Source organism: Pseudomonas sp. 4CAES_32.4 (assembly GCF_058136335.1).
Genome location: NZ_CM176882.1, coordinates 4,331,970 through 4,348,548, shown reverse-complemented (window position 1 = coordinate 4,348,548; position 16,579 = coordinate 4,331,970). Strand labels below are relative to the sequence as shown.

At 60.1% G+C, this 16,579-nt stretch carries 18 protein-coding genes; 6 read left to right on the top strand and 12 right to left on the bottom strand.

Annotated features, from left to right (window positions below; translation table 11 throughout):
- Positions 1–10: 10 nt before the first annotated feature.
- Complete coding sequence (locus AC3Y64_RS19505) at positions 11–823, top strand: alpha/beta fold hydrolase (RefSeq protein ID WP_489984940.1); 813 nt, start codon at positions 11–13, stop codon at positions 821–823.
- 82 nt (positions 824–905) lie between these two features.
- On the opposite strand, the gene dsbG is transcribed toward AC3Y64_RS19505, so the two are convergent.
- The 4 genes from dsbG to AC3Y64_RS19485 all read right to left on the bottom strand — a co-directional run bounded on the left by dsbG (position 906) and on the right by AC3Y64_RS19485 (position 5,153).
- On the bottom strand, positions 906–1,676 hold the full coding sequence (gene dsbG, locus AC3Y64_RS19500) for a thiol:disulfide interchange protein DsbG (protein ID WP_489984939.1): 771 nt from the start codon (positions 1,674–1,676) through the stop codon (positions 906–908).
- Positions 1,652–2,533, bottom strand: a complete 882-nt coding sequence (locus AC3Y64_RS19495) for a TlpA family protein disulfide reductase (protein WP_489984938.1) — start codon at positions 2,531–2,533, stop codon at positions 1,652–1,654. The genes dsbG and AC3Y64_RS19495 overlap by 25 nt, the downstream gene beginning before the upstream one ends.
- Positions 2,533–4,266, bottom strand: coding sequence for a protein-disulfide reductase DsbD (dsbD, locus tag AC3Y64_RS19490; RefSeq protein WP_489984937.1), 1,734 nt, complete (start codon positions 4,264–4,266; stop codon positions 2,533–2,535). The genes AC3Y64_RS19495 and dsbD overlap by 1 nt, the downstream gene beginning before the upstream one ends.
- Before the next feature lie 209 nt (positions 4,267–4,475).
- Complete coding sequence (locus AC3Y64_RS19485) at positions 4,476–5,153, bottom strand: hypothetical protein (RefSeq protein ID WP_489984936.1); 678 nt, start codon at positions 5,151–5,153, stop codon at positions 4,476–4,478.
- Positions 5,154–5,649: 496 nt separating this feature from the next.
- Here AC3Y64_RS19485 and AC3Y64_RS19480 point away from each other — a divergent pair, with 496 nt between their 5' ends.
- From AC3Y64_RS19480 to AC3Y64_RS19460, 5 genes are all read left to right on the top strand, one after another.
- On the top strand, positions 5,650–6,330 hold the full coding sequence (locus AC3Y64_RS19480) for a response regulator (protein WP_489984935.1): 681 nt from the start codon (positions 5,650–5,652) through the stop codon (positions 6,328–6,330).
- On the top strand, positions 6,330–7,652 hold the full coding sequence (locus AC3Y64_RS19475) for an ATP-binding protein (RefSeq protein ID WP_489984934.1): 1,323 nt from the start codon (positions 6,330–6,332) through the stop codon (positions 7,650–7,652). Before AC3Y64_RS19480 ends, AC3Y64_RS19475 begins: the two co-directional genes overlap by 1 nt.
- Positions 7,653–7,753: 101 nt before the next feature.
- On the top strand, positions 7,754–8,239 hold the full coding sequence (locus AC3Y64_RS19470; protein WP_489984933.1) for a GNAT family N-acetyltransferase: 486 nt from the start codon (positions 7,754–7,756) through the stop codon (positions 8,237–8,239).
- Between the two features lie 141 nt (positions 8,240–8,380).
- The gene (locus tag AC3Y64_RS19465; RefSeq protein ID WP_489984932.1) at positions 8,381–9,793 is read left to right on the top strand and encodes an aspartate aminotransferase family protein; all 1,413 of its coding nucleotides are present in this window, start codon (positions 8,381–8,383) and stop codon (positions 9,791–9,793) included.
- Between the two features lie 83 nt (positions 9,794–9,876).
- On the top strand, positions 9,877–10,101 hold the full coding sequence (locus AC3Y64_RS19460; protein ID WP_007917715.1) for an MbtH family protein: 225 nt from the start codon (positions 9,877–9,879) through the stop codon (positions 10,099–10,101).
- A 190-nt stretch (positions 10,102–10,291) separates the two neighbouring features.
- On the opposite strand, the gene AC3Y64_RS19455 is transcribed toward AC3Y64_RS19460, so the two are convergent.
- From AC3Y64_RS19455 to AC3Y64_RS19420, 8 genes are all read right to left on the bottom strand, one after another.
- The gene (locus AC3Y64_RS19455; RefSeq protein WP_489984931.1) at positions 10,292–11,197 is read right to left on the bottom strand and encodes a metal ABC transporter substrate-binding protein; all 906 of its coding nucleotides are present in this window, start codon (positions 11,195–11,197) and stop codon (positions 10,292–10,294) included.
- Complete coding sequence (locus tag AC3Y64_RS19450; protein ID WP_007917717.1) at positions 11,198–12,097, bottom strand: metal ABC transporter permease; 900 nt, start codon at positions 12,095–12,097, stop codon at positions 11,198–11,200. It abuts the gene before it with no gap.
- Positions 12,097–12,807 (bottom strand): metal ABC transporter ATP-binding protein, encoded by a 711-nt coding sequence (locus AC3Y64_RS19445; RefSeq protein WP_489988001.1) that lies wholly within the window; start codon positions 12,805–12,807, stop codon positions 12,097–12,099. Before AC3Y64_RS19445 ends, AC3Y64_RS19450 begins: the two co-directional genes overlap by 1 nt.
- Before the next feature lie 134 nt (positions 12,808–12,941).
- Positions 12,942–13,871, bottom strand: coding sequence for a metal ABC transporter substrate-binding protein (locus tag AC3Y64_RS19440; RefSeq protein WP_158959787.1), 930 nt, complete (start codon positions 13,869–13,871; stop codon positions 12,942–12,944).
- A gap of 35 nt (positions 13,872–13,906) precedes the next feature.
- Positions 13,907–14,473: a DUF6162 family protein gene (locus AC3Y64_RS19435; RefSeq protein WP_489984930.1), complete on the bottom strand. Its 567-nt coding sequence runs from the start codon at positions 14,471–14,473 to the stop codon at positions 13,907–13,909.
- Positions 14,470–14,811: a hypothetical protein gene (locus tag AC3Y64_RS19430; RefSeq protein ID WP_489984929.1), complete on the bottom strand. Its 342-nt coding sequence runs from the start codon at positions 14,809–14,811 to the stop codon at positions 14,470–14,472. The genes AC3Y64_RS19435 and AC3Y64_RS19430 overlap by 4 nt, the downstream gene beginning before the upstream one ends.
- Positions 14,808–15,350, bottom strand: coding sequence for a thiamine pyrophosphate-binding protein (locus AC3Y64_RS19425; RefSeq protein ID WP_194933962.1), 543 nt, complete (start codon positions 15,348–15,350; stop codon positions 14,808–14,810). Before AC3Y64_RS19425 ends, AC3Y64_RS19430 begins: the two co-directional genes overlap by 4 nt.
- Complete coding sequence (locus AC3Y64_RS19420) at positions 15,347–16,546, bottom strand: PepSY-associated TM helix domain-containing protein (RefSeq protein WP_489984928.1); 1,200 nt, start codon at positions 16,544–16,546, stop codon at positions 15,347–15,349. The genes AC3Y64_RS19425 and AC3Y64_RS19420 overlap by 4 nt, the downstream gene beginning before the upstream one ends.
- Between the last annotated feature and the right edge of the window lie 33 nt (positions 16,547–16,579).

Sequence of the window (16,579 nt, the reverse complement as noted above, 5' to 3'; positions counted from 1 at the left end):
GGGGTGGTCGATGCCTTTTTTCACGGTTGACGGACAAGCACTGCATTACATTGATCAAGGCACTGGCCCGGCAGTCTTGCTGGCCGGCAGCTACTTGTGGGATCAGACGATGTGGGCGCCGCAGATTGCCGCGCTGTCGCCGCACTACCGGGTGATTGCGCTGGACCTGTGGGGCCACGGCGAATCCGGCCAGTTGCCGCAAAACACCAGCTCGCTGGACGACATCGCCCGGCAGGCCCAGGCCTTGCTTGATCATCTGGACGTCAATCGGGTCACGCTGGTTGGCTTGTCGGTCGGCGGCATGTGGGGCGCACGCCTTGCGCTGTCGGCACCGCAGAGGCTCAATGGTCTGGTGCTGATGGACACGTATGTTGGCGTTGAACCCGAGCCCACTCGTCAGTACTACTTCTCGCTGTTCCAACAAATCGAAGACACCGGCGAAATCTCCGAGCAGTTGCTGGATATCGTCGTACCGATTTTCTTCCGTCCGGGCATTGATCCGCAGTCGGCGGTGTATCAGGATTTTCGCGCAAAACTGGCGGCTTACTCCGCTGATCAGCTGCGCGAAAGCATTGTGCCGATGGGGCGCATCACATTTGGCCGGGATGATTTGTTGCCGCGTCTGAGCGAACTGAGTGCCGCGACCACGCTGGTGGTCTGCGGCGATCAGGACAAACCGCGACCACCCTCGGAAGCGCAGGAAATGGCGGAGTTGATCGGCTGCCCGTGGGTGCTGGTGCCGGAGGCGGGGCATATTTCCAATCTGGAGAATCCGGAGTTTGTGACGGAGGTGTTGTTTGCCTTCCTGGCTGAACGCCATTGAAAAGATCGCAGCCTGCGGCAGCTCCTACAGAAAACGCGTTTCTATGTAGGAGCTGCCGCAGGCTGCGATCTTTTGATCTTGGTTATTTAGGCCCGAGAATCTTCGCCAACTTGTCCGGCGAAGGCGCGCCTTGTTGCTGTTGCAACTCGCCCTTGTCATCCATGTAGAAAATCGCCGGCGTGGCCTGCAAATCGAGGTCTTCCATCAACTGCATGTTCGCCGCCAGTTTGGTCTGTACGGCGACAGGGATATCTTTCAACGCTTTGAGCGAGCTGCCCTTGCCAGCCTTCTCATGATCTTCCAGCGCCTTGGCCGGGTCTTTCGCGGCCAGCAGCGCCGCCGATTTGCCCGGGCTGTCTTCGCGGATGATCCCGACCATGATGTGCCGCAGCTGCACTTTGCCGGATTTCACCCAGGGCCGCGCCTGTTCCCAGAACATGTTGCAGTACGGGCAGTTCGGATCACTGAACAGGTACACGGTGCGCGGTGCATCCTTGTTACCGTCCTGAATCCAGTTGCTCGCTTCGAACTTGGCCCAGACTTCCTTGGCCATCGGCGCATACACCAGTTTCTGCAGCGGCTCGCTGCTCAGGTCCTTGCCGTCGGCGTCGTACAGATTACCGAGCAGAACGTGCTTGCCATCCGGGGTCAGGTACAGCGCCATACCCCGGTTCTGATATTGCGCCGCGTAACCGCGCAGGCCATCGGGGGCGTCGAACTGGCCGACGATTTTCGCGCCTTTGGCTTCGATCTGTTTGATCGCCGCAGGCAGTTCTTCTGCGGCCTGCACCGACGGCAAGTGCAGCAGGGCAGAGCCCAGAGTCAGCGTCAGCAGGTGGCGGAGGCGGGGCATGGCAGTTTCCTTGCAGAGGTGGCCGGGGCTGCGGCCGGGTTCGAAGTCGGATTCGGCTCGCCGAAGTTTTCCAAAGCGCGGGCCAGGCTGGCGTTGGACAGCTCGCCAAGATGACTGGCCAGCAGACGCCCGTCGGGGCTATAGAACAGCGTAGTCGGCAATGCCATGGAACCTACGGCTTGACCGAGCTGGCCGCGACGATCGAACAATACGTTGTTCAGGCTCAGGCCCTGGGTTTCGAGAAAGGTCGCCACGCTTTGCATGCTTTCGGCCTGATTGACGAACAGGAAAGTCAGGTCCGGGCGTTGTTGCTGGGCGCTTTCCAGCACTGGCATTTCGCGGCGGCACGGCGGACACCAGGTGGCCCACAAGTTGATCACCAATGGGCCACCCTGATAGTCGCTGAGCTGGATGGTTTCCCCGGCGGCATTGCGCAGGGCAATGTCCGGCAAGCGTGTGCCTTGTTCGTAGATGTTCAAGGACAAAGTCGCCATCAACCAGAACGCCACGCCACTGGCCACGCCAAAGCCCAGCGGACGGCGCAGGCCGGGCCGACGCCAGCCGCGATAGAACGCCGCCAGCAGCAGAACGATCACCCCCGGCCAGGCGAGAAAACCGCCATCGCGCAAGTCGACGATCTGCCACGGATCGTTACGGTAATGGCTCCAGTACAGCGCGACAAAGGCGATGCGCGCCGCCAGCATGCCGAGCAGAAACAGGCTGAACAGCGCCGACTCGGGGTTATCGCCGCCGCGCTTGGCCACCCGCCAGCCGACAAAGGTCGCCAGCGCCAATGCACTGATCAGCAGCAGGTGGTTGAGCGCGATGGCAAAGGTGCCGAGGGTGAAAGTCAGCATTAATTGGCGTCTCGGGTGGCAGTCCAGCGTTGCAGGAACGTGTCGGCGTCGACTTCACCGGTGATGCGCTGGCTGCGACGTTCTTCCCCGTCCGTACCGATCCAGATGAAAGTCGGCGGCCCCGGCACTTTGTAGCGACTGAGCAGCTCACGGCTGGCGGCATTGTCGGCGGTGACATCGAGTCTCAGCAGGCGCACGTCGCTCAGCGCCTGCATGACCTTGTCCTTGCCGAACACCTGTTTCTCCATGACTTTGCATGACACGCACCAGTCGGCGTAGTAATCGAGCAGAACCCATTGGCCCTGAGCTTTCGCCGCATCAAGTTCACGCTGCAGCGCCGCCGGCTCCTTGATCGTGGTGAACGCTTCATGACCCGAAGGCGCGGTGACGCCAGCGCGACCGGCGCTGTAAACCTGCAACGGCTGATACGGATCATCGCTGCCGCCCGCCGCACCAATCACCAGCAAACTGCCCCACAACCCCAGCAACAGCGAGGTGGCGCCGAATAACTGGGCGACGCGGCCAAAACCTTCGGATTGTTTCCAGGCGCAAAACGCGGCGATCAGCAGCAGCGCGCCGCACAGGCCCAACCATAACGAGGAATCGAGTACCGGGCGCAGCATCAGCAACGCCGTGGCGAGGAAGAGGAAACCGAACACGCCTTTGAGCAGGTTCATCCACGCGCCGGGTTTGGGCAGGAAGCGATTGCCAACCGTCACCAGCAGCAACAGCGGCACACCGATGCCGATGCCCAGCGAGAACAGAATCAAGCCACCATGCAAGGCGTTGCCGGTCTGCGCGATATACAGCAAAACACCTGCCAGTGGCGCGGTCATGCACGGGCCGACCAGCAGACCGGACAATGCGCCGAGCGCGCCGGCACCGAGCACACTGCCACCGCTGCGACTGCGCGAGGCATGTTCCAGACGATCACGCAGCGCCACCGGCAATTGCAGTTCAAAGAAGCCGAACATCGACAACGCCAGCACCACGAAGATCGCAGCGAAGGTGCCGAGCAGCCAAGGGTTCTGCAGCCACGCTTGCAGGTTCGCACCGAGCAGCGCAGCGATCACGCCCATCGCGGCATACACCAGCGCCATGCAAATGACATAACTGCCGGCCAGGGCAAAACCACGACGTGGCGTCGCGCCGCTACCCACGACCATGCCGGCCAGAATCGGCAGCATCGGCAAGGTGCACGGGGTGAACGCCAACAACAGGCCAAGGCCGAAGAACACCAGCAAACTCCAGCCCAGCGCTCGTTGTTGCAGGCTGCTGGCCAAGGCTTGGTCCGGCGCCTCGGTGCCTGCCGCTAATGCAGCCTTGCCACCAAGATCAATCAATCGGGTCTGCGGTGGATAGCACAGGCCGGCATCGGCGCAGCCCTGATAGCTGACTTTGATTTGGCCGCTGGCCGAGGCCGGAATCTTGACCTCCAGGCCCTGGCGATAGACCGGTTGCTCACCGAAAAACTCGTCGCTGTGGGATTCCCCTTCAGGGAGCTTCGGTTGCTGTTCTGCGCTCAACCCGTCGAATTTCAGACGCTTCTGATACAGGTAATAACCATCAGTTATCTGCCAGAACAGTTGGGTCTCACCGGATTCCAAGCGCTCGGATGTCAGCACGAACGCCTTGTCGACCGGCAGAAACTCGGGTTTTGTGTCGAACGGATTATTGCCGGCCTGGGCCAGGCTTGAGATCAGCAGAGCAAACAATAGAAAAAAATGACGCATGGAGGAGCCTTGTCCCTGTGCAAGTGAGGTGCATGGTGGTGGGTGGCGATTAACCGATGATTAACCACGCTCGGCAGGCCGTAAAGCGCTGAATCGTTCTCGCAGCATCCACCTGAACAAGGACATTGCGTCCCTGACCCTGGCACCTCGTTTATTGCAATGACGGTACAACCTGAGGGACAGGTCTACTCGTCAAGACCTTGTTGCCATCAATCCAGGCCTGGCCAGCTTGCCTCATTGATCGTATAGGGGCCAAACACCTCGTCGTTATTCAGTTCATACTTCAAGTATTCGCCACGCGTCAGGAACACATAGAAGTGCGCATCGAAGGTCGGATGATCATTGAGTGCAGCGGTGACAAAGCGGTCTTTGTAGTATTCAAGTTTTTTCCAGTTAGAGCCTGCCAGAGCATGCACTTTTAGTATTCCAGTTAATTTGTCATAGGTAAGGTAGTTTCCATCGTTCAGAAGAATTCGGTAATTACCCCCACCGTTCTTTCGTGATTCCCACATCACGCCAACAATTTTATCGAAGTAAGGCAGCAGTACCGCCCATTCGGTGTCCTGGACAGGGCATATTTTCTCAGCTTCGTTGGAGAACTGATTGAATTTGCAAACAGATGGAACACCGCCGTCACGGAAGAACAGCCAAAGTGTGTGGTTGCCACCATCCCAGGATTTAACCGTCGTAGTAAACCCGAATGCCAGATCCCCCGCGTCAATGTCGAAGCCTTTCCAGTTTCCTGGCACCGGCTCTGGGTAACCATCAGGAACTTTGTTCTCGCCTATGTCAAAGCGCGAATAAGTATTGGTGGGTCGGAAGAAAAAGTAGATGCGATCCGGGCCTTCGCGCCAGTCGACGGCTACCATATTGTCAAATTTTGTCATGGGTCAAATTCCTTTTAATTGAGTGTCAGGTTATTTGTAGGTAAGTGCTGCTGTTTTGTGTTTTTTAAGTTGAAGTGCGTAGATGATCACTATATGCAGGCTCTAATGTTTGAAGTATCAAGGCAGCTGTGGTTGTGGATCTGTATTGTCTGCAATAAAGGTATTTCCATCCCGGCAGAAATGATTGTTTTGTCAGGTGGGCTGGGTGGGTGTTATTGGTGGTTCATGTTTGCTTGGGTGTTGCGATTTAGTGGTTTGATGTTATTGCGATTAGTTGGTTATTGGAATGGTTTGTTAGTTAGGTTTTGTTTCGAGGTTAGTTGTTTTTATGTCGGTCTTGCAGTCGTTGTAGTGCTTGATCTGTTTTTTATTGCGTCCGCGATGCCTCAGTAAAAATTAAAACCTTGTGCGTTTGCTTTTCGTGATTCGAAACCCTTGCCATAATTGCCGCTTAATCCTCACCTGCTTCACTCGGATTTTTTCTCACGGAGCTCCCATGCACGTACTGGTTTGCGAAGACGACGAGCTGATTGCCAGCGGCATCGTTGCCGGTCTCACCGCTCAGGGTTTGACCGTCGAGCACGTCAACAGCGCCTCCAAGGCGCGGGCGATGCTCAAGGTTGCCGAGTTCGACGTGATGGTGCTTGATCTCGGTCTGCCGGACGAAGACGGTCTGAAGCTATTGCAACAACTGCGTCAAAGCGGACTGGAAATCCCCGTGCTGATTCTGACCGCGCGCGATTCGGTCACCGATCGCGTCGACGGTTTACAGGCCGGCGCCGACGATTACCTGCTCAAACCCTTTGATCTGCGTGAACTGTTCGCGCGTTTGCAAACCTTGTTGCGTCGAGTGGCCGGGCGCAGCGTCAACCTGATCGAGCACGGCGCGTTGACCTATGACCCGAGCAGCCGCGAAACCACGCTGGGCGGCAAACCGGTGGATCTGTCGCGCCGTGAGCAGTCATTGTTGCAAGCGCTGCTGCACAATCGCGGCCGGGTGCTGTCCACCGAACAATTGAAGGACAGCGTCTACGGTTTCAGCGATGAACTGGAGAGCAACGCCCTCAACGTGCATATCCATCACCTGCGCAGCAAACTCGGTAAAGGCATTGTTGAAACCGTGCGCGGTCTGGGCTATCGCCTCGGTCCGGCCGACGGTGGGGATCAAGGCAAGTGATGAGTCTGCGATTGCGGCTGAGCCTGACCCTCGGCGCAGCCTTCGCGCTGATCTGGGCGCTGGCGGCGGCCTGGATGCTCAGCGATCTGCGCAATCAGATGATGTTCTCCCTCGACCAGCGTCTGGTGGCTTCGGCGCGGATGGTCGCCGGGTTGCTGGAGCAGTTGCCGACCTTGCCGAGCAAAGGCGAGGGCACGCATTTCAGTGCCGAACAACTGAACATCCCCGGCGGCATGGCCTGTCAGGTCAGTTCGTTGCGCGGGGAGATCCTCGCCCGCAGTCACAACAATCCCGAACAAGCGCTGGAAGCCGAAAAAATGGGCTTTCATGATCAAATGATCGACGGTGCGCCGTGGCGCAGCTTCACCCTCGCGCGCGGCGACGTACGCATTACCACGGCGGATCGGCAGATCGAACGCGAAGCACTGAACATGTCGATCCTGCTGGCGGCGTCGGTGCCGGTCGGCGTAGCGCTGCTGGGCTGCCTGTGCCTGTTGTGGCTGGGCATCGGACAGGGCCTGGCGCCGCTCAATCGTCTGCGTGAGGCGTTGATGCGGCGCAACGCTGATTCGCTCGAACCGTTGCAGTTGCAGTCGTTTCCCAGTGAGCTGAAGCCACTGCTGGAAACGCAGAATCAGCTGTTCCAGCGCATCGGCAAAACCATCGAACGCGAGCGGCGCCTGACCGGTGATGCCGCCCACGAACTGCGTAGCCCGCTGACCGCGATCAAGACCCACCTGCAAGTGGCGCGGATGACCGATGGCAATGCCCGCGATCAATCGCTGGCGCGGGCCGAGGAGGGCGCGGATCGCTTGCATCGCACCCTTGAGCAATTGCTGTTGCTGGCGCGAGTCGAGGGCAGCCTGTCGTTCGATGACGGGTCGCAATGCAGTGCCGAGCAAGTGGCCAGACTGGCGATTCAGGATGCCACCGGCGGCGAGCGACTGCGGATCAAACTGCAACTGCCTGCCGAACTTTCAGCGGCACCGTTGCAGATGCCAGCGGTGCTGTCGATTGCGGCGTTGCGCAACCTGCTGGATAACGCCTTGCGCCATACGCCTGAAGATTGTGCGGTGGAGTTGAGCCTGGAAACCATCGGCAACCGGGTGCGCTTTATCGTGCGCGACCATGGCCCGGGCATTGCGCCGGACGACCTGCAGCATCTGACGCAACGCTTCTGGCGCAATGGGCAAAGCACCGGCTGCGGCCTCGGTTTGGCGATTGTTCAGGCGATCGTCCAGCGTTGCGACTGCGCGCTGCATTTCGACAGTCGCCCGGATGGCTTGCGGGTCGAGTTGACCATGCCGTTGCAGCCGCTCTGATGCTGCAGCACATCAAATGTAACCTCTCTCCAGTGGTCATCCAGCCTGGGCAGGGGTAAGGTCAGCGCTGCTTTGACTCAATGGATTGAGGGGACAGCGCCATGGAAGCACCTATCAGCATTCGTCAGGCCGCACTGGCCGACGTCGGCATCATCCACCGCATCATCGAACGTTCGATCCGCATCGGCTGTGCACTCGATCATCTCAACCGCGCACAACCAGTCAGCGACTGGATCGAACAGCACAACGCCGATCAGCTCTGCCGCTGGCTCGCCGATTCGCGCATGTACCTCAATATCGCCCTGCTGCAAGACAAACCGGTTGGCGTCGGCATGGCGTCCGCCGACGGCGACATTGCGCTGTGCCATGTCCAGCCCGAGTGGTTTCGTCGCGGTGTCGGGCGAGCGTTGATCGATGATCTTGAAGGTTGGTTGCGCATTCGCGGCGTGGCTCATGCCCACCTGTGCAGCACCCGCACCGGCGAAGCTTTTTATCGACATCTGGGCTACCGCGATACAGCGCCATCGCGCCTGCACAAAGGCCTGCAAACACTGCCAATGAGCAAGCCGTTGCCGCCACCCTGCTAACGAGTCGATCAAGGGCCTAAATCCTCGCTTCGCTTAAGCGTCTCCAGAACAGGAAAACCTGCAAGTGCGCGCCGGGACCGGAACGCGCACCTGTTCGGTGCTGTTTTGGTCACCATCCATAGCGAATTGAGGGGTCGAGAGATGTCAGTCGCCACCAGCCTTATTGAAGAGTCGTCGGCCCGGGTCTCCTCGGCTCCAGCCGAAACCCTGTATCAGTTCAACGAGTCGCCGTTGCTCGCGCGTCAGGCGCAACAGGAATCCAATGCTCGCAGTTATCCGCGACGCATTCCCCTTGCACTCAAACGCGCCAAAGGCCTGTACGTGGAAGACGTCGAAGGGCGCACGTTCATTGACTGCCTGGCCGGTGCCGGCACGCTGGCACTCGGACACAATCACCCGGTGGTGATCGAAGCAATCCAGCAAGTATTGGCCGATGAATTGCCGCTGCACACGCTGGACCTGACCACACCGGTCAAGGACCAGTTTGTTCAGGACTTGTTTGCTCTGCTGCCATCGGCTCTGGCCGCCGAAGCGAAAATCCAGTTTTGCGGCCCGACCGGCACCGACGCCGTGGAAGCGGCACTGAAACTGGTGCGCACTGCCACCGGGCGCAGCACAGTACTGTCGTTTTCCGGCGGTTACCACGGCATGAGCCAGGGTGCGCTGAGTTTGATGGGCAGCCTGGGGCCGAAAAAGCCGCTGGGCGCCTTGCTCAGCAGCGGTGTGCAGTTCATGCCGTTCCCCTACGACTATCGTTGCCCGTTCGGCCTTGGTGGCGCGGCGGGCGTGAAGGCCAACTTGAGCTATCTGGACAACCTGCTCAACGATCCCGAGGCCGGCGTGCAATTGCCTGCGGCGGTCATCGTTGAAGCCGTGCAGGGCGAGGGCGGCGTGATTCCGGCGGACATCGAGTGGTTGCGTGGTTTGCGCCGCATCACTGAGAAGGCCGGTGTGGCGCTGATCGTCGACGAGATCCAGAGCGGTTTCGCCCGAACCGGCAAGATGTTTGCCTTTGAGCATGCCGGCATTATTCCGGACGTGGTGGTGTTGTCCAAAGCCATCGGCGGCAGTCTGCCGCTGGCGGTGGTGGTTTATCGCGATTGGCTCGACACCTGGCAGCCGGGTGCCCACGCCGGCACCTTCCGTGGTAATCAGATGGCGATGGCTGCCGGTTCTGCGGTGATGCGTTATCTGGTCGAGCACAAGGTCTGCGAGCACGCTGCAGCCATGGGCGATCGCCTGAGCGAGCACCTGCGCATCCTGCAACGCGACTTCCCGCAACTGGGCGACATTCGCGGTCGTGGTTTGATGCTCGGCGTCGAACTGGTCGACCCGAACGGCGCACCGGATGCGCTCGGCCATCCGCCAGCGTTCGCTCGTCTGGCGCCGCTGATACAACGCGAATGCCTCAAGCGTGGCTTGATTTTGGAGTTGGGCGGTCGTCATGGCGCGGTCGTGCGTTTCCTGCCGCCGCTGGTGATTACTGCCGCCGAAATCGACCGCGTTGCGGAAATCTTCGGATGCGCTTTAGCGGCTGCGACGGTTGCGCTGTAAATTTTTCAGCGCGCCGAACGTTCTTTCTATATACCCGGCTGCACCCGTTGTGCAGCCCACCCTTACAACGATGGAGAACCAGCATGACGTCAGTATTCGACCGCGAGGACATCCTCTTTCAGGTCGTGGTCAACCACGAAGAGCAGTACTCGATCTGGCCGGATTACAAAGCCGTGCCGGAAGGCTGGCGTACCGTGGGCAAGAGCGGCCTGAAAAAGGAATGCCTGGCCTACATCGAAGAAGTCTGGACTGACATGCGTCCACTGAGCCTGCGCCAGAAGATGGAAGCACAGGCCGCTGCTCAATAAGCACACGGGCAAAAAGAAACCCGCTGGACCAGTGATGGTCAGCGGGTTTTTTCATGTCTGCATTCTGGGTTGTCTGGACTGGCCTCATCGCTAGCAGGGCTAGCTCCTACAGGGGCTTTGCGGTGTTCACAAATCCCCTTGTGGGAGCTAGCCCTGCTAGCGATGAACGATAACGCGGTCCCCGGTGAACTTATGCCCCGCTCAACCCCTTGAGCAGCAAATCCACATTGCCTTCCAGCTCCGCCACCGGATCCGCCGCATCAGTGCTCAACACCACCAACTGGCTCCCCGACTCGGCAATCGCCGCTTTTACCGCTTCCGAAGGCTGCCGGTGGTGTAGCACCAGCGCCACGTCATTGTCCTTGAGCGTTGCCGTCAGCTTTTTCAAGTCTTCAGGTGTCCACTCCGCGTCCGGCCGTGGGTCCTGCCCAACCAGCTCCAGGTTGAGGCTACCGATCAGATAGCCGAAGTGATCGCTCAAACTCATCACACTCAGGTTATCGGCACTGGCGAGGCGCGCCTCACTGTCAGCACTGAGTTTGAGCAGACGTTGCTTCAGCGCGGCAAGATTGGCCTCGATCTTCGGTTTGGCGTGCGGCGCGAGACGTACCAGATCCGCTGCCATCACGTCCGCCATCCGCCCCATGTTGTTGCTCGCCAGCCACGGCTGACTGTTGAGGCCATCGACTTTCAGATCCGGCTGCACAGCGATGCCGGGCAGGGCGCCGTCGACCGGGCGCGCCGCGTCGACTTCTACGATACGGATGTTGCTGCGGCGGGCGATCGGGTACAGCTGATCGTCCGGCCACAGCGAGCGCACGCCGATGACGGCGTCGGCGTCGATCGCCAGTTTGCTCAGGGCCGGTGCGCCACGACCGGTGAAGTAGGCGCTCTGACGGCTGCCTGGCAGGTTTGCCGGTGCGGCGCGCTCGAGATTGACATCAGTGCCCTTGAGCAGCACTTCGCCCAGCCCGTAGGTAATCGGTAACGAAGCCAGCACTCGCAGCGGTTTTGCGTTGTCGGCGGCCATTACCGGCGTGCAGACCACGCCGCACAGGGCCATGGCCAGAGTCAGTTTGCGAAATGAAAAAGCCATTTATCCAAGGTTCCCTTTGAGGCTGGGGACGACGCCGCGTGCGATGGCGGCGAGGGCGAAGGCAATGCCGGCGACCAGAATGATCGCGGCGCCGGACGGAATCGGCAGGTCGAACACGATCGGCGCGAGAATGCCGCACAAGGTGCTGACGGTGGCGATCAATACCGAACACCAGAAAAAGCCCTTGAGCGACTGGCTGAGCAGACGCGCAGCGGCAGCCGGAATCACCAGCAAGGCACCCACCAGAATCGCGCCGATGACTTTCACCGCCGCCACGGTGATCAGCGTCACCAGAATCACGAACAGATAATCCAGAGTCTTCACCGCCACCCCGCGCACTGCCGCCAATTGCGGGTTGAAGCTGGCCAGCATGATGCGGTTGTACAACGGCAGGGCCAGGGCCATGACCAGCGAACCGACGATAGCCAATACCGCCAGATCATTGCCGTTGACCGTCAGCACCGAGCCGAACAAGACGTTTTCCAGAATGTGCACGTTGATCTTGCCGGCCAGAATCAACAGCAGGCTTGCGCCCAATGCCAGCGAAACCGAGAGGAACACGCCGATCAAAGTATCTGGCGCCAGACCGGTGCGGTTGCGCAGGTAATTGAGCAGGATGCCGAACAGCAGGCAGTAGCCGAACAGGCTGCCGTACGGACCGGTGTAGGGTTCGCCGAGCAGAATGCCGATGGCCACACCGGTCAATGCGGCGTGGCCGACAGCTTCGGAGAAAAACGCGAAGCGCTTGACCACTACCAGCGTGCCGAGACCGCCAAGCACTGGGCCGATCAACAGGCCGGCGAGCAGCGCATTGACCACGAAGCCATAGGCCAGTGCTTCCGGCAGATACCCGGACGAGGCCCAGCCTTGCACCATCAAACGAAAGGCTTCGTAACTCATCAGACAGCGCTCCGTGGGTGAGTGGAAAACAGGGTCAGCAGACGTTCCGGAGTGAGTGCCTGTTGTGGCGTCGCGTCGAACAATACACGGCGGTTGAGACCGGTAACGCGATTGGCCAGGCGGCCGACCGCTTCCAGATCGTGTTCGATCCACAGCACGGTGATGCCCGCCGCACGCCAGTCATTGAGCAGACGTTCGAAGACCTGAATCCCGGCTTCGTCGAGGGCCGACATCGGCTCATCCAGCACCAGCAGTTGCGGTGCTGGGATCAGACCCTGCGCGAGCAGCACTCGTTGACGCTCGCCACCGGACAGCGCACCCATACGGCGCTTGCGCTTGTCCTGCATACCGACGCGCTCGAGCGCTTCATCGATGGCGCCGGCATAGTGTTTGCTCAAACCGAGAAACGCCGGGCGGCGCTGGCACATTGCAGCCATGAAATCGTCAACGGTCATCGGCAGGCCGCGATCGAATTCCAGCGCCTGCGGCACATAACCGATGGTGCCGGGCTCGCCGGGCCATTGCAGGCTGAGCTGGCCCTGATGCGGCATCTGCCCGAGCAGGGTCTTGATCAGCGAACTCTTGCCGCCACCGTTGGGGCCGACCAGTGCGTGGACGCTGCCGGGCTGCACCTGGAAGGTGACGTTGTCGAGAATCGTCGTACGCCCGAGCGTCAGACAAACCTGCGCAAAATCCAAAGTCGGCCCCATAACCTGTAGGAGTGAGCCTGCTCGCGATTGCGGAGTGTCATCCAGCGAAGATGTTGCCTGAACCGGCGCATTCGCGAGCAAGCTCGCTCCCACAGGTTTTTCGCTGTTGTCGGCGATCAGGTTTTCCTTGGAGGTCATGCGCCCGACTCCTGAATCGCCCGAACCACGGTGTTGAGGTTGCCGGTCATTTCCTTTTCGTATTTGTCGGCGGTGTATTCGCCGTAGGAAATGTGCGACAGCGGGTACAGCTTCACGCCGGACTCGCGCTGGATGGTTTCGACGTAAGTGGACGGGAAGTCCATCTCCGAGAAAATCACCTTCACGTCGAGTTCGCGCAGTTGATCAATGGTTTTCTTCAACTGGCTCGGGCTTGGCTCGATACCGTGGGCAGGTTCGACCACCGCTGTCACTTCCAGACCGAATTCGCGCAGCAGGTAGTCATACGCCGCGTGAACCGTGGCCACGCGCAGTTCGGCGTTCGGCGCCTGAGTCAGCTTGGCCAAAGCATCGGCGCGCATCTGTCGCAGGCGTTTGCCGTAGGCGCGGGCGTTTTGCGTGTAGGTCTTGGCGTTGTCCGGGTCGAGCTTGCCCAGTTCGCGGGCGATGTTGTTGACCTGGGCGATGGAGGCGCTGATCGACAGGAAAGTATGCGGGTTGACCACTTTGCCGGCCCCGCGCGCGGCGACCCCGGTAGCAGCCAGCAGAGGCACGTTTTCGTTGGCTTCGATGGTCTTGACGTTCGGCGTTTCGCTGGCGGCGATCATGCGGTCGGCGAAGTCGTCATGGCCGACGCCATTGAGCACGATTACGTCCAGCCCGCTGATGCGTTTGATGTCTTCGGCGCGAGGCTCGTAGGCATGGGGATTGAAACCGGCCGGGATCAACGGCACGACATCGGCCTTGTCACCGACGATGTTCGCCACGTAGCTGTAATAAGGATGCAGGGTGATGCCGATGCGCAGGCGTTTGGCCGGATCGGCGCTGACCAGCGGGCTCAGCAGGCTGGCACACAGACCGATCAGAAACAGGCGTAGCAATGGACGGCGAGGCGATGAAATAGACATGGGCAAGCGGTCTTCTCTCGGATAGGGGCGAGGAATCAATGGCGATGTTCGCGGGTAACACCGGCATCGTATTGCGCGACGATCTGTTTCCAGCCGGCAGCGGACAGAGCGGCGGCGGTGAGTTGTGCAGGGGCTTGAACAGTTGCATCCCGGTTGAGCCAGATATCCGGCGCATCGGCGCTGAGCAGCATCACGAACGAACCGGCGACGGCAGGGACCTGGCTTTGACCGAAATACGCGGTGTCCGCCAACAACTGCCAGACATGACCGCCACGGCTGACCGAACTCGCATCCTGGGCAAACGGGGCAAAGCCTTCGTCCGCCAGATTCTGCGGGGTCGGCACGGCTTGCTGTTCATCGCGCAGCAAGCGGATTTCGTCGAGGGTCACCCGCAGGTCGGCATAGATGCCTTGCTCGGCAGCGCTGAGGTCTCGCCGCGCGTCGAGTTGGTTGGTGGCAACCGGCTCCGGCTCATGGGAAACCCCGCGCCAGGCGACGACCGAACCGGCAATCGCCAGAATCAACAGACACAACAGCAGCACATTGAGGGTTTCATGGCCGGCACCGGCCGGGCGCACAACTTGGGTGGTTGGCGTACTCATGGGGCTTCGATATCCGCTTGGTCGATTTCGACCACATGGCCCGGGCCTGCGTCGAACAGCACATAAAACTCGGCGCCGGGCTTCTTGAATGTCAGGGTTGAATCGCTGCCGAGCTTGCCCGGTACCAGAATGGTTTCGTCGTAGCCGATCACATCGAGGGTCACCCCCGGCGCGCCGCTGCCGTCGGAGAAGCCGCCGGTGCATTTGATCTGTTCGGCATCGATGGCTTTGCATTCGCACATTGGATTGTGGGCCAGCGCACTGGCGCTGAAGCCGGCGCACAGCACCAGCAGCGAGGCCTTCAGGCGCAGGCGAAAAGGGCGTTCAGAGCAAGTCATGGTTTGACTCCTTGTTTGTTCAGCCAGGCGAAAGTGGCGGGGGAGGCCTGACTCAGCGGAATCGAAGCCTGATGCATGCTGCCGTCCCAGCCTTCCATGGTGATCCACAGTTCAGCGTCGGGTCTGGTCTTCTCCGGGATCGGCATCTGCGTGCCCATGCGGTAAGGCGTGCCGAAGAAAATGGTACCGGCGGCGCGCAGGCTGCGTGGCTTGCCGATGCGCAGGTAAGTGGCCTTGACCTGCTCGACACAGGCATCGCACAGGGCCGCGCTGAAATCTTTCATGTAACCGGCCGGGCCGGTGAGCACCGGCGCTTCGTTGCGCAACTCGGCCAGACGCAGGCTCCACGGGCCGACCTGTATATTGCCGATTTCATGTTGGCCCAAGCCGCTGTCACCGCGAAACAGCGAGGCGTCGGCGAAGTACTTGGGCATGAACCCCAGCGGAATCAACAGCAGCAGGACATTTATGTGGAAGCGCCATGTGTGCCAGAAACGCGCCAAGCGAGAAGGCTGTGCCTTGGTGATGGACTTGCTCACAGGCTGGCCTCCGAGGTTTCACGGCTCATGGCCGGTTCTGCCTTGATGCGGTTTTTCTTGTCTTCACGCTTTAACGCGTTGGCCGTGGCCAAGGCGGTGCGTTTGGTCCAGATCAATAAGCCACTGAGGATCATCAGGCTCAGGATCAAACCGAAGAAAAACCAGATCAGCTTGATCCAGATGCCGCCGAAGTCGCCGGTGTGCAGCGGCCGCATGGACTCGGTGACGAACTCCAGCGACGAGCGATCGGACAGCAGGCGCGAAGCGGCGATATCGCCGTTGTACGGATTGAGCGTGGCGGTCTGGAACATCAGCGGATACCAGCCGCGACCGCCGACGCTCATGTGGCTGTAGGCATTGCCCGGCAGGCTGACGAAACTGGCCTCCAGCCCCGGAATCTTCTCTTGCGCGAGCTCGACGGCACGGTCCAGGCTGATCCGGGGCGGCGGTGTGCCGGCGGCGGAGATCGGCACGCTTTCGCGGGACATCGCCGGAATGATCGGCTCGCTGGAGATGGTGATCTGGTTATCGAATAGAATCGCCCGAATCAGAAACCAGATGCCGGTGATGGAAATCACCGCAATGAACCAGATCGACCAGATACCGCACAGCCGATGGAAGTCACCCCAGAAAATCCGTGCGCCGTGACGCACGCGCAGGGTCGGACGCAAAAAACCTTTCCAGAAGCGCTTGTAGACCACCAGTCCGGTGATCAGCGAGACCAGCATCGGCACGCCGAGGAACGACACCAGATACCAGCCCCAACTGAAACCGTTGGTGAACGGCACCAGCCACCAGCCGTGCAGGGCGCGGGTGAAAGCTTTGAAATCGAAGGTCGGCGCAGGGCCCTGGATCACTCCCGTGTAAGGATTGACGTAAACCGTCTGCGAACGGCCGTCCGGATAGCTGACCGCAACGTCGAGCGCGAAGTGTGATTCGTCGGGACGACTGATGCTTTCAACGAGGGTCTGCGGCTCGGCTTTTTTGATTGCCGCCATGATCTGGTCATAGCTCAGCAGTGGCGCGTCATCGGCTGGCTGGCTGGCACGCATCTGCGGATTGGCCAGCCAGACGATTTCCTGGCTGACCACCGCCAACGTGCCGGTGACACAGACGATCAGCACGAAAAACCAGATCGGTAACGCCAGCCAGCTATGAACGAGGAACCACAGTTTGGAGCGGGATTTCTTCGACATGATTGCGCGTCTTGTATTCGGTGAAAGGGCGCG